The organism is Candidatus Omnitrophota bacterium, assembly GCA_030695905.1.
Classification (GTDB): domain Bacteria; phylum Omnitrophota; class Gorgyraeia; order 2-01-FULL-45-10; family 2-01-FULL-45-10; genus CAZHPY01.
In genome coordinates this window covers 174,584-187,338 of the sequence record JAUYOL010000043.1, presented here as the reverse complement: position 1 = coordinate 187,338, position 12,755 = coordinate 174,584, and the positions used below count along the sequence as shown (strand labels likewise).

The following is a 12,755-nucleotide window of genomic DNA, read 5'->3' as shown; positions in this document are numbered from 1 at the left end:
GATAGGAATACGGGATGACATTCTGCGATAAGATTAAAGCCGGCAAATTTTTAGTTACAAGCGAGATAGGTCCCCCAAAAGGGACCGATATCAAAGAGATGCTCGAAGATGCGGATCTTATAAAGGGCAAGGTCGACGCAATAAATGTTACGGACCTGCAAAGTTCCGTATTAAGGGTCGGTTCGCTTGCGGTGTGCCATCTTTTAAAGGATAGGGGCATCGAGCCTATATTGCAGATGACATGCCGTGACAGGAACAGGCTTGCGTTACAGTCCGATCTATTATCCGCCGCCATACTCGGCATAGAAAATGTGCTTGCCCTTACGGGGGATTATCCGACGCTCGGCGATCATCCCGAGGCTAAGCCTGTATTTGATTTAGGCTCTATTGAGCTTCTGGACGCGATAAAACTTTTGCAGGAAGGCAAGGACATGAAAGGCAACGCGTTAAAGGGGGCGCCAAAATTCTGTGTAGGCGCGGTAGTAAACCCGGGCGCGGATCCGCTCGAGCCGGAAATCATAAAGATGGAGAAAAAGATAGAATCCGGCGCGCTATTTTTCCAGACGCAGGCTATCTACGATATGGAGTTATTCAAAAGATTCTTGGACGCCACGCGGCATTTAAAGACAAAGATATTGGGCGGCATAGTATTGCTGAAATCCGCGGGAATGGCAAGATATATGAATAAGAATGTCGCGGGAGTCTTCGTGCCCGACAATCTTATTAAAGAGATGGAAGAGACGAAAGATAAGAGTGCAAAATCGATAGAGATAGCTGCGCGGCTTATTAGAGAGCTTAAGCCGTTGTGTCAGGGCATACATATCATGCCGATAGGCTGGGATAAGAAGGTCCCGCTTGTTTTAGAGACAGCGGGATTGTAAAGGAGAGAAAATAAATGTCAGATGTGAAGAAAAAATCCATAGATTTAGCTACGCAGGAGATGCTTGAAAAGGCAAGATGTGAGAGCATCGAGACTGTTTGGGATAGGCTTGGAGAACAGCAACCTCAATGCGGTTTTGGTCAACTCGGAGCATGCTGCACAGTCTGTAACATGGGACCGTGCCGCATAGATCCGTTTGGAGAGGGCGCTAACACCGGTGTGTGCGGCGCAAACGCCGATACCATAGCGGCGAGAAACCTTGTCAGGAAAATAGCGGTTGGCGCGTCCGCTCATTCCGATCACGGCAGGGATGTCGCGCATATGTTATCGCTTATCTCGGACGTTCGCATGCATGAGCATGGGCATGGCAAGGATTCTCATACACACAATTACGAAATACTCGACGTCGATAAATTTAAGAAGCTTGCGGAAGAATTTGGCATCGACAGCTCAAAGCCGATATCCGATATTACCAGAGAACTTTCCAAAAAACTCCTCGAAGAGTTCGGGAAACAGGATGGCGAACTGGTATTTTGCAAAAGGGCCCCTAAAAAACGGCAGAAGATATGGAAGGATCTTGGCATTACACCGCGCGGTATAGACAGGGAAGTCGTAGAGCTTTTACATACCACAACTATGGGCGTGGACAACGATTATAAGAATATGATAAAAAACGGTATGCGATGTGCGCTTTCGGACGGTTGGGGCGGATCGATGATCGCGACCGAAGTTCAGGATGCCATTCTTGGCAGTCCGATGCCTGTAAGGGGAAAAGTGAATCTCGGAGTTCTGAGGGAAGGTTTTGTCAACATCGTAGTGCATGGCCATGAACCAGTCCTGTCGGATATGGCGGTCAAGGCCTGCAAAGATCCTGAATTGGTAAAGCTTGCTAAGGTAAAAGGCGCCGAAGGTATCAATCTTGCCGGTATCTGCTGCAGCGCTAACGAAGTCCTGATGCGTAACGGTATTCCGGTCGCGGGTAATTTTCTTCAGCAGGAGTTGGCCATAATAACCGGCGCGGTGGAAGTTATGATGGTAGATGTCCAATGTATAATGCCGGCCCTCCATGAGGTAGCGAGTTGTTTTCATACGAAACTCATTACGACAAGCACGAAGGCCCGTTTCCCCGGCGTACAACATATAGAATTTACCCCTGACAATGCTTATGATGTGGCCAAGCAGATAGTAAGGATAGGCGTGGAAAATTTTTCCAATAGAAATAAGGGAAGGGTCAACATCCCAAAACACGAGATGGATCTGGTGGCAGGTTTTACGAAAGAGATAGTTTTCCAGATATTGGGAGGCAAATATCGTTCAACATATAAGCCTTTGAATGAGGCTATCATATCCGGACGCCTTAGGGGATTGGCCGGCGTGGTAGGATGCAACAACCCGAAGCAGACTCACGATTATTATCATACGACGCTTGTGAAGGAATTAATAAAGAACGATGTGCTGGTACTTCAGACCGGATGCGCCGCGATAGCCTGCGCGAAACAGGGGTTGCTGGTGCCGGAAGCGGCCAAGACTTATGCCGGCAAGGGATTGCAGGAGATATGCGAGGCGGTCGGCATACCGCCGGTACTGCACATGGGCGCATGTGTCGATAATTCACGTATACTGACAGCCGCGTCTCATATTATAGAGGAAGGCGGACTGGGCCAGGATTTGTCGGATATACCGGCCGCAGGCTGCGCGCCCGAATGGATGTCAGAGAAAGCGATAACGATCGGTTTTTATTTTGTCGCCTCGGGAGTATACACCGTATTTGGCTCACTTCCTTTTGCCACTCTGGGAAGCGCTAATCTGACGGAGTATCTGACGAAGGGTATTGAGAGTGCCGTCGGAGGAAGGTTTGAGTTCTGCGATGACCCAATAAAGATGGCCGACCTGATGATAGCTCACATAGACAAGAAGCGTAAAGCGCTTAATCTTAAACCCTGGATGTACCAAAAGTGAAGACGTTATATTATGGAGTAAAAAAATGTTTAGGGTGCAAGTCCTGCGAGATTGCCTGCGCGGTGGCTCATTCAGCGAGCGGGGATCTCTTTAAGGCAATAAAAGAAGAGATGCCCTCTCTGCCGCGAAAAAAAGTGCTATGTTCGCGCGGGAAAAATTATCCTGTTTCATGCAGGCATTGCAAGGACGCAAAATGTGTTGACGCCTGCATGGCCTCAGCGCTTATCTTTGATAAGACGAAGGGGATGGTCCTGCACGATGAGAAGCGCTGTGTCGGCTGCTGGATGTGCGTCATGGTATGCCCATACGGCGCTGTCCGCCCCAATTTAAAAAAGAAGATGCCGGTGCGCTGCGATAAATGTGCCGATAAAGACGAACCGGCTTGTGTAAAAGCATGCCCTACAGGCGCAGTTATATGGCAGGAAGAGGTGTTTAAATGAAGCGCTATATTATTATAGGGAATTCAGCAGCGGGCATATCGGCGGCGGAAGCTATCCGTAAGAAAGATAAAGAGTCACGGATAGCTATGATTTCGGATGAAGATTACCCGTCTTATTGTCGCTGTCTCATTTCGTACTATCTCGCCGGGGACATTAAGGAGAAAGAAATATTATACAGGGCAGACAGTTTTTATAAAGAGAATAATATTGAACTAATCCTGAATAAAAAGATCACGCGCGTTGAACCGAAGAAGAACGCGGTCTACTTTGAGGACAAGACGAAACATGAATTCGACAGCCTCCTTATTGCTACAGGCTCTTCGCCCAAGATGCCGGAGATAAAAGGCATAGACAAAAAAGGCGTTTATGGATTCAGGACGATCCGGGATGCTAAAGAACTTAATACGCTTGTCGCGGCGAGCAAGCCAGCCTGTATTTCCGGCGGGGGCCTGGTCGGGCTGAAGGCTGCTTATGCCTTGAAGAAGAGAGGCCTCAAAGTAAAGGTCATAGTCAAATCCGGGCAGGTTTTATCGCAGGTGCTCGACCGGGAGGCTGCCCAGCTTGTCCAGAATAAGCTGGAATCAAACGGTGTCGAACTTATCTTCGGCCACGATGTGGCTGAGGTAGTTGGTGAAGACAATATTAAGGCGTTAAAGTTAGATTCCGGCAAGACAATAGAGGCTTCAATACTGATAGTCAGTAAAGGAGTTGCGCCTAATATTGATATGGTAAGCGGAACAGACATTAAAGTGAACGAAGGTATAATAGCAGATAACACGTTGCGCACAGCAGTTCCCAATATCTATGCGGCTGGAGATGTATGCGAGGCTTATGATATTACTCTGAAGGCGGGGTGTGTGAACGCGCTCTGGCCTATTGCCGTATGGCAGGGAAGAGTTGCAGGCGCGAATATGGCGGGAGAAAAGGTTAAATATGAAGGTTCGCTTGGGATGAATTCTCTGGAGTTTTTCGGGTTGCCGACGATGTCTTTTGGAATATTTAAGGTAAAGGATGGACAGGGGTTCGAAGAGATAAAATTAAAGAATGCAAAAGCCGGGACGTATAAAAAATTTGTTATTAAAAATAACCGCCTGGTTGGGGTAGTACTGGCTGGAAAGGTGGCTAATGGCGGTATATTTTTAAGATTAATAAAAGACGGGATAGACATTGTACCGTTCAGGGATAGACTGACAGAGGAGAGCTTCGGCTATCCTGATATTATAGAACATATTAAAGGTAAAGATAAGGAGAATATGTATGTCTAAAGTTGTTGCAGAATCTGTAATTCGCGGTGCTCGTGAGATATATAAACAGGCGTCCGAATTTTTAGATAAAGCGATAAAGGAGAAGGGGACATCCGAGAAGGTCAATTTCCCGGATACAGCATTTTATCTGCCTATGGCGAATGCCCTTTTAGGCGCGAAGGTTGAGACGTTGAAGGATATGGTGCCGATACTCGAACACGCCAAGTCTCTTCTTCCTGAAATGCCTTCGGAGAAAGTGTGGCTGCCTTATTTGGGTGATGCGCTTAATGCCGGCATGGCAACGTTGTTTAATGAAGAGATTATCGTCGCATTACGCTATTTATATAACAAGGAGCCTCAAAAAGATTGTAATGGCTTCTTTTCGGATACGATCCTGCGCACGCTTGGGATACAATTGGTCGACGGCCGAATGGCCGGTTTCGCGGCGGTTCTGGGCGCGGCGCCGGACAATAAAACAGCCGTCGATATAATCCGGCAGCTCCAGGAAAGAAGCATATTGATATTTGTCGGCTCATCGGTCAAGGGGCGTTCCATCATAGACCAACTGATAGAAGAGAAGATACAGATGGGCTGGGAAAATTATATCGTTCCTTACGGCAGAGATACCATATCCGGTATCTACGCCCTCAACTGGGCGATAAGGGCGGCGTTGACATTTGGTGGAATTAAGTCCGGAGACGCGTCGAAATGCCTCATGTACACGAAAGAGAGAGTATTCGCGTTCGGCCTCGTTCTTGGTGAGCTTGACGACATAAAATATGCTACGGGCGCCGGCGCTATAAACATGGGCTTTCCGATCATAGCTGATACAGATATACCTGAGATAAAACCATCCGGTATTACGACGTATGAGGCTTTGGTGAAAGAACTGGATCACAAGAAAATAGTGCAGCGCTGCATCGAGGTAAGGGGGATCAAGATAAAAGTTACAAAAGTGCCGATACCTGTCCCGTGTTCAGCGGCCTTTGAGGGCGAGCGCGTCAGAAAAGAGAATATGTTCGTTCAGTTCGGCGGTAAATACTCGCCGGCCTTTGAGTATTTGAAGATGGGAAAGCCTGAAGAGATAGAGAATGGCCGCATAGAGGTTATAGGGCCTGAGATCGATAAAATGGCGGAGGGATCGTCTGCGCCCCTCGGTATACTGATAGAAGTAGCCGGACGTAAGATGATACAGGATTTTGAACCCATACTGGAGCGTCAAATACATAAGTTCCTGAATTACGCGATGGGCATATTTCATATGGGCCAGCGTGACATGAACTGGGTAAGGATCTCCAAGGACGCCAAGAATGCAGGATTTAAGATCCGCCATTTCGGCGATCTGCTGATTACAAAATTCCATGACGAATATGGAGCGATTATAGACAAAGTTCAGGTTAAACTTATTACGGATGAAAAAGGGGTAAATAATATTTTGCCTGAAGCTCGCAAAACCTATGAAGCGCGCGACGCGCGTCTTGCGGGCATGACTGATGAATCAGTAGATACCTTCTATAGCTGCGCGCTTTGTCAAAGCTTTGCGCCTGATCATATCTGCGTCGTGAGCCCTGAGAGGCTCGGACTTTGCGGCGCCTACTCATGGCTCGATGCCAAGGCAGCGCACGAAATCACGCCGACGGGTGGTAATCAGCCTATAAAGAAGGGTAACGCTATTGATGCTGTAAAAGGTATCTGGGAAGGAATAAACACTTTTGTTCACAATGCGTCCCACCAGCATGTAAGCCAGATGTCCACATATTCGATCATGGAATCACCAATGACATCATGCGGATGCTTTGAGTGCATAGTGGCAATAGTGCCGGAAGCTAACGGTGTAATGATTGTGAATAGAGAATACGCCGGCGAAACACCGGCAGGGATGAAGTTTACTACGCTGGCAAGCTCCGTAGGCGGGGGAAATCAAACGCCCGGATTTTTAGGGGTAGGACGTTTGTATATAACCAGTAAAAAATTTATTTTAGCCGAAGGCGGGTTAAAGCGTATCGTATGGATGCCTAAGGAATTAAAGGAAGCATTAGGCGATAAATTAAAGAAACGTTGCGAAGAGATAGGCGACCCCGACTTTTTAAACAAGATCGCCGATGAGACCGTGGCGACCGATGTGGTAAATCTTGTACAGTTCATGGAAAAAGTCGGGCACCCTGCTCTTACAATGCCTTCAATGATGTAAAAGGACAAGGCTCATGGAACAAGGGTCGAGAAAATATTTTATCCTGCTTGTAATCCTTGTTTTTGCGGTAGGGATATTTTTAAGAATAGCGTTTCTGAAAGACATAGACTATTCAGGCTCTGTGCCGGACGAAAAGTTTTACCTGAAATACGCGTCCTATATGGCGGTAGCTAAGGATGCGTCTATACAGGCGCTGGTGGTAGATTATATTAACGGCGATTTTTTTCATATATTCCCAAGCCCATTACGGGCAGGTTATATTGTTATCGCCAGTTATTGGATGCGGCTTATAGCGCAGTTTAATTACCAGGCTCTTTCTTATATGTCGGCGTTTTTCAGTATTATGTCGCTTTTTGTCGGATATTTTTTTACAAAAAGGCTCTTTGATGAAAAGATAGCGCTGATCAGTCTTTCATTGCTTGCTTTCTCTCCTATGAATCTTGCTTTTTCAAGAAGGGCGCAGCCTGAAAGCATGCTGTATTTCTTCATCATATTGACGTTATGGATCTTTTACGAAGCGCTTAAGAAAGATAATATAGCGTTAAGGATAGCGTTTGCGTTGTCGCTATTCTCGGCAATTATGGTAAAAGAGTCGAATCTGCTGATCGTGCCGTTCTTTCTCATTGTTATTTTCTGGAAGAGAAGATTTTCATTATTGGTATATCTTATTTTATCCTTAGCGGCTGTTGTTATGTCATGGCTTATCGTTACGGGAAGTTTAGCCAATCTGGCAAGGCTTATTGAAATCATAATAACGTCGCCATTGACCAACAAATGGGCCAGAATGTATTTAACGGGTCCAATAACGCGCTACGGGCTGGATTTTTTTCTCATATCGCCGCTTACAGTTATCGCCGCGGCGGCATTCTTTATCTGGTATTTTAGAGATAAGAACCTCTGGACGGAGCCATGCTCATATCTGGTGCTATTTTTCATAGTATATTATCTCGCGAACAGCTTATACATAAAGAATGCGCGGTATGTGATAGCGCTCGATTTTCCGATAAGGGTATTTACGGCCATCACGGTATATGGCTTGGCGTCAAAATCAAAAGCTAAAAGGGCATTAATAGTCAGCGCCCCGATTTTATTGATAGTGTGTTTGGATTTCTACATCTTCTACAGCTTTTATGTCAGGAATACGGTATTTTACGATACTATAACAGGTAATTTAATAGGCAGCTGGGAAAAATTCATATTAAGAATGTAAGAAAGGGATTAAAATGGCGTTAACAGGATTAGATATTTATAAGTTACTCCCGAAGACAAACTGCAAGGAATGCGGTTTCGCTACGTGTCTTGCCTTTGCGATGGCGCTTGCCCAGAAGAAGGTGTCGCTCGATAAGTGCCCCCATGTTACCGCGCAGGCGAAGTCAGCGTTAGAGAGCGCCAGCCAGCCGCCTATAAAGCTCGTCACGGTAGGCACCGGCGATAAGAAGCTGGAGATGGGCAATGAGACCGTTATGTATAGGCATGAGCAGAAATTTTTCCATCCCACAGGCATCGGTATACTCATAGAAGATTCGTTAAATGACGAAGAGATTTCTAAGAAAGTTTCTGCTATAAACGCTTTGTCATTTGAGCGTGCCGGACAGAATATATCCGTAAGTCTTGTTTGCCTGAAGAATACATCCGGCAGTAAAGACGCGTTTATTGGACTTGTCAGTAAAGTAGCGGGTTCGACAGGATTAAATATAGCGCTTTATAGCGGCAGCGCCGATGCCATGGCGGAAGCGTTGAAGATATGTAAGGATAGGAGGCCTCTTATAATCTGGGACGGCTCCGGCAATATAGATGCCTTCATAGCTTTAGCTAAAGAATACAAGACGCCGCTTGCCATTACATGCAAAGATATTGATGAAGCGGCGAGCATCGCGGATAAGGTAAAGCAGGGCGGAGTCGAAGAGATTGTGATAAGCCTAAAGGGCAAAGCTCAAGGCGGCCTGATACAGAACTTTACATTTATAAGAAGAGCGGCATTAAAGAAAAATTTCAGGCCGCTTGGGTATCCTTTGATGGCACTTACCTCTGAAGCCAAGCCCCATGCGGAATTGGCCGAGGCGATTTCATATGTAGCTAAATACGCCGGACTTGTGATAATAAAAAATACGGATAAAGAGTTTGTTCTGCCGCTTTTGGTCGCGCGCCAGGATATTTACTCTGATCCGCAGAAACCGGTGCAGGTAGAGCCCAAAATTTACGAGATAGGTAAAGTCAGCCCTTCTTCACCTGTCCTTATAACCACCAATTTCTCCATAACGTACTTTACTGTCGCGGGCGAAGTTGAGTCGAGCAAGGTCCCTTCATATATACTTTGCTGCGATTCGGAGGGTATGTCTGTACTTACCGCGTGGGCCGCCGAAAAATTTACTCCGGAAAAAATAGATGAAACGATGAAGAAGGCCGGAGTTGAAAAGATAGTCTCTCATAAGCGCCTTATCATTCCGGGGTATGTTTCGGTTATGAGCGGAAAATTAGAAGAGGTAACCGGCTGGAAGATATCGGTGGGGCCGCGTGAGGCATCCGGGTTACCGAATTATTTGAGAAACCTAAAATAGATGAAAGAGTTCACAGTAAATTTTACATCGCTGAAGAAAACGATAAAAGTTCCGCAAGGTACGGATCTGCTTACCGCCGCCATAAAAGCCGGCATAGCGATGCATGCATCCTGCGGCGGAGAAGGCCTCTGCGGCAAGTGTAAGGTTGTAACAGGCAAAAAAGAGGTCCTTGCCTGCCAGACTATAGTGGAAAGCGACCTCGAAGTAAAGATACCTAAAGAGTCGCTCGAAGTCCACGCTAAGTTCAAGCACGAATCGGAAGAATTCACGAAAGGCGTAGTGCTTGAAAGAGAAAAGGCGTTTGCCTTTTCACCGCTTGTCAAAAAAGAGTATCTGGAACTTTCCGCGCCTACACAGGACGACAATTTAAGCGATCTTGACAGAGTATGTAGGGACATAGAGCACAAGTTTCACAATGTCCACATATCGACGAACCTCGCAAATCTAAAACATTTGAGCGAAGTCCTGCGGGACAGCGATTTTAAGGTTACCGCCTGTATCGGACATAAAGACGATGCTATAGACATAATCTCGATAGAGCCCGGCGATACGAAGAAGGTAAATTTCGGGTTTGCGTTTGACATAGGAACGACTACCGTTGTCGGCCAGCTGATAGACCTTAATACAGGAAATATTTTAGGCACAAGAATAGCGTTTAATAAGCAAGCGAGCTACGGAGCCGATATTATTACGAGGATAATTTACGCCTCAAATCCGGAAGGCCTAAAGGTGCTTAATGAGGCGGTGCTTGATAATGTCAATGAAATAATAGAAGACCTTACGAAGGCGCACAATGTCAACATGGCTGATATATACGCTATAGTATGCGCGGGCAACATGACGATGATGCATCTTTTGCTAAAAGTTGACCCGACAAATATAAGGAAGGCGCCTTATATACCTACGACAACTGTGTTTGAGACGGTACACTCTCCCGAAGTGGGGATAGATGCAAATCCTAAAGGCATAGTATCTTTTATACCAGGCGTAACCACATATGTGGGAGGCGATATCGTCTCGGGTGTGCTGGCATGCGGGCTGTCGGAAAGCGGCGAGATATCATTGCTCGTAGATATAGGCACTAACGGCGAAATTGTACTTGGTAATTCCGAATGGATGATAAGTGCCGCGGCGAGCGCTGGTCCTGCTTTTGAAGGAAGCGGGCTGACGAGCGGCATGAAGGCGGTAAAAGGCGCGATTCAGAAAGTAGAGATAGATAAAGACCTTAATGTAAAAGTTTTAACAATAGCGGATGAAAAGCCGAAGGGGATATGCGGCTCCGGCTATATAGACCTATTGTGCCAGATGTTAAAAAGAGGTGTTATTGGAAAAAATGGAAAAATAAACCGTGAGTTGAAATCCAAAAGGATCAGGAAGACAGATACAGGTTATGAATTTATCGTCGCGGATAAAGTTATCATTAGCGACGATGACATAGAAAATCTTAAGCGCTCGAAAGGCGCGATATACAGCGCTATAATATCGCTGCTTAATAAGGTCGATAAAAAATTAGAGGACATAAAAAAGATATATATTGCCGGCGGCTTCGGTAATTATCTGAATATAGAAAACTCTATCTTTATAGGTCTTCTGCCCGACGCCCAGAGGTCGAGGTATGAATTTATAGGGAATTCATCGCTTGCCGGCGCGAGAATGTCGCTATTGTCTGCGGACGCTTTTAAGAAGACGGACGATATATATAAGAACATCACATATATAGATTTGAGCGCGGAGAATAACTATATGGATGAATATGTGGCGTCATTATTTTTTCCGCACACTGATTTAGGGAGGTTCCCATCGGTACAGTTATAGCTGTTAATGGAAAAGGCGGCACTGGTAAGACCACCGTAGCGGCGCTCTTGGTGGATTTTCTCGTATCCAATAAAAAAGGCTTGATACTGGCTATCGACGCCGATCCTAATTCAACTTTACCGGAAGCTTTAGGTATCGCGGGCCACCAGACTATAGCCGGAATTTGTGATGAAGTTTCTAAGCAGATGGGCAACATTCCCGGCGGTATGACGAAAGAGCGTTTTATAGAAATGAGAGTGCAGGAAGCTTTAGTCGAAGAAGAGGGGTTTGACCTATTGGTCATGGGTAGGCCTGAAGGCCCGGGATGTTACTGCTATGTTAATAACCTTTTGCGCGACATGATGGCGCGTGTGATAAAAAATTATGATTTTGTAGTTATCGATAATGCGGCCGGCATGGAGCATATATCGCGCCGCACCATGCGAGTTATCGACAGGCTTTTGCTCGTCAGCGACTATTCCATAGTAGGGATACGCTCGGCAAAAAGGATATTCGAACTTGCAAAAGACCTTGGCATAAGGATGGGGTCGAGCGCGTTTATAATAAATAAGGTAACCGGATTTTTGGAGCCGCTTCAGGCCGAAATACGCGCTGTCGGCGCGAATTTTATCGGAACGATACCTTTTGACGAGAATGTCGACAAGTGGAGCATATCGAATAAGCCGATATTTGAATTTGAAGATGCCGATATTAAGGACAGGATAAAAGAGATATTCACAAAATTAATGGAGAAATAAGATGGCCGTGGAATTAGTAAAAGAAAAGTATAATAACGCGATAAATATTGTTGAGATAGGTGGCCCGCAATCCGGTTCGACGGTAAAAATCGGCGGTGAGACGATGCTTCCTTTCTTATTTGAAGAAGGCCAGATGCCCAACGCGCCCATAACGGCTATCGAAGTGATGGATTGCGAACCGGTGGAATGGCCGCAGCCTCTTAAAGACGCTTTCGGCGCGGATATAAAAGACCCTGTAAGATGGGCGAAGACCGCGGTGGAAAAGTTCGGTGCGAAGTTATTGTGTGTGAGGCTGCAGAGTGTTCACCCTGATTGGGGCAATAAAAGCTCGGATCATTCGGTCTCTATTTTAAAACAGATCGCCAAAGAGGTAAAAGTGCCGTTAATAGTAGTGGGGTCTGGGGACGATGATAAAGATAATGACCTTCTGCCTAAAGCGAGTAATGCGCTTAAAGGGACGAACAGCCTTTTCGGAGTCGCCAGCCAGGAAAATTACAAGACGCTTACCGCGACCTGTCTTGCCGACGGACACTCTCTTATAGCGGAATCGCCAATAGATATTAATATCGCGAAGCAGGTAAATATACTGGTAAGCGATATGGGCTTCGACCCTAAAAAGATAGTGATGCATCCAACTACTACATCTTTAGGTTATGGCATGGAATACGTTTATTCGATAATGGAGCGGGCCCGGCTCGCCGCGTTTATAGGCGACAAGATGCTCTCGATGCCGTTTATCTTATTTGCGGGTCAGGAGGTTTGGAAGGTCAAGGAAGCGAAGGATTCGATGGTGCAGGGCGTAAATTGGGAGATAGCAACGTCGATATCGATGCTGCAGGCAGGAGCCGACATTTTAGTAGTCAGGCATCCCGATAGCTCCAGAGAAATTACCGGATATGTTGAAACCATGATGAAGAGATAAGGGGGAAGA

Annotated in this window: 10 protein-coding genes; all 10 read left to right on the top strand. The window is 46.1% G+C overall.

Translation table 11 applies throughout. From position 1 onward, the window contains the following. Positions 1-14 precede the first annotated feature (14 nt). From Q8R38_08345 to Q8R38_08300, 10 genes are read left to right on the top strand one after another with little or no spacing between them, the layout of a single operon-like run. Positions 15-881 (top strand): methylenetetrahydrofolate reductase, encoded by an 867-nt coding sequence (locus tag Q8R38_08345; protein ID MDP3792033.1) that lies wholly within the window; start codon positions 15-17, stop codon positions 879-881. 14 nt (positions 882-895) lie between these two features. After that, positions 896-2,839 carry an anaerobic carbon-monoxide dehydrogenase catalytic subunit gene (cooS, locus tag Q8R38_08340; protein ID MDP3792032.1) on the top strand — a complete coding sequence of 648 codons (1,944 nt, stop codon included), beginning with the start codon at positions 896-898 and terminating at the stop codon, positions 2,837-2,839. Next, positions 2,836-3,279, top strand: a complete 444-nt coding sequence (locus Q8R38_08335) for a 4Fe-4S dicluster domain-containing protein (protein ID MDP3792031.1) — start codon at positions 2,836-2,838, stop codon at positions 3,277-3,279. The genes cooS and Q8R38_08335 overlap by 4 nt, the downstream gene beginning before the upstream one ends. Continuing rightward, positions 3,276-4,544 carry an FAD-dependent oxidoreductase gene (locus Q8R38_08330; GenBank protein MDP3792030.1) on the top strand — a complete coding sequence of 423 codons (1,269 nt, stop codon included), beginning with the start codon at positions 3,276-3,278 and terminating at the stop codon, positions 4,542-4,544. The genes Q8R38_08335 and Q8R38_08330 overlap by 4 nt, the downstream gene beginning before the upstream one ends. Next, positions 4,537-6,714 (top strand): acetyl-CoA decarbonylase/synthase complex subunit alpha/beta, encoded by a 2,178-nt coding sequence (gene acsB / locus Q8R38_08325; GenBank protein ID MDP3792029.1) that lies wholly within the window; start codon positions 4,537-4,539, stop codon positions 6,712-6,714. Before Q8R38_08330 ends, acsB begins: the two co-directional genes overlap by 8 nt. A gap of 13 nt (positions 6,715-6,727) precedes the next feature. Then, positions 6,728-7,924, top strand: a complete 1,197-nt coding sequence (locus Q8R38_08320) for a glycosyltransferase family 39 protein (GenBank protein ID MDP3792028.1) — start codon at positions 6,728-6,730, stop codon at positions 7,922-7,924. A gap of 13 nt (positions 7,925-7,937) precedes the next feature. After that, the gene (acsC, locus tag Q8R38_08315) at positions 7,938-9,272 is read left to right on the top strand and encodes an acetyl-CoA decarbonylase/synthase complex subunit gamma (protein MDP3792027.1); all 1,335 of its coding nucleotides are present in this window, start codon (positions 7,938-7,940) and stop codon (positions 9,270-9,272) included. Next, positions 9,273-11,087: an ASKHA domain-containing protein gene (locus tag Q8R38_08310; GenBank protein MDP3792026.1), complete on the top strand. Its 1,815-nt coding sequence runs from the start codon at positions 9,273-9,275 to the stop codon at positions 11,085-11,087. A 50-nt stretch (positions 11,088-11,137) separates the two neighbouring features. Next, on the top strand, positions 11,138-11,824 hold the full coding sequence (locus Q8R38_08305) for a carbon monoxide dehydrogenase (protein MDP3792025.1): 687 nt from the start codon (positions 11,138-11,140) through the stop codon (positions 11,822-11,824). Between the two features lies 1 nt (position 11,825). Beyond that, positions 11,826-12,746, top strand: coding sequence for an acetyl-CoA decarbonylase/synthase complex subunit delta (locus Q8R38_08300; GenBank protein ID MDP3792024.1), 921 nt, complete (start codon positions 11,826-11,828; stop codon positions 12,744-12,746). The last annotated feature ends 9 nt before the right edge of the window (positions 12,747-12,755 follow it).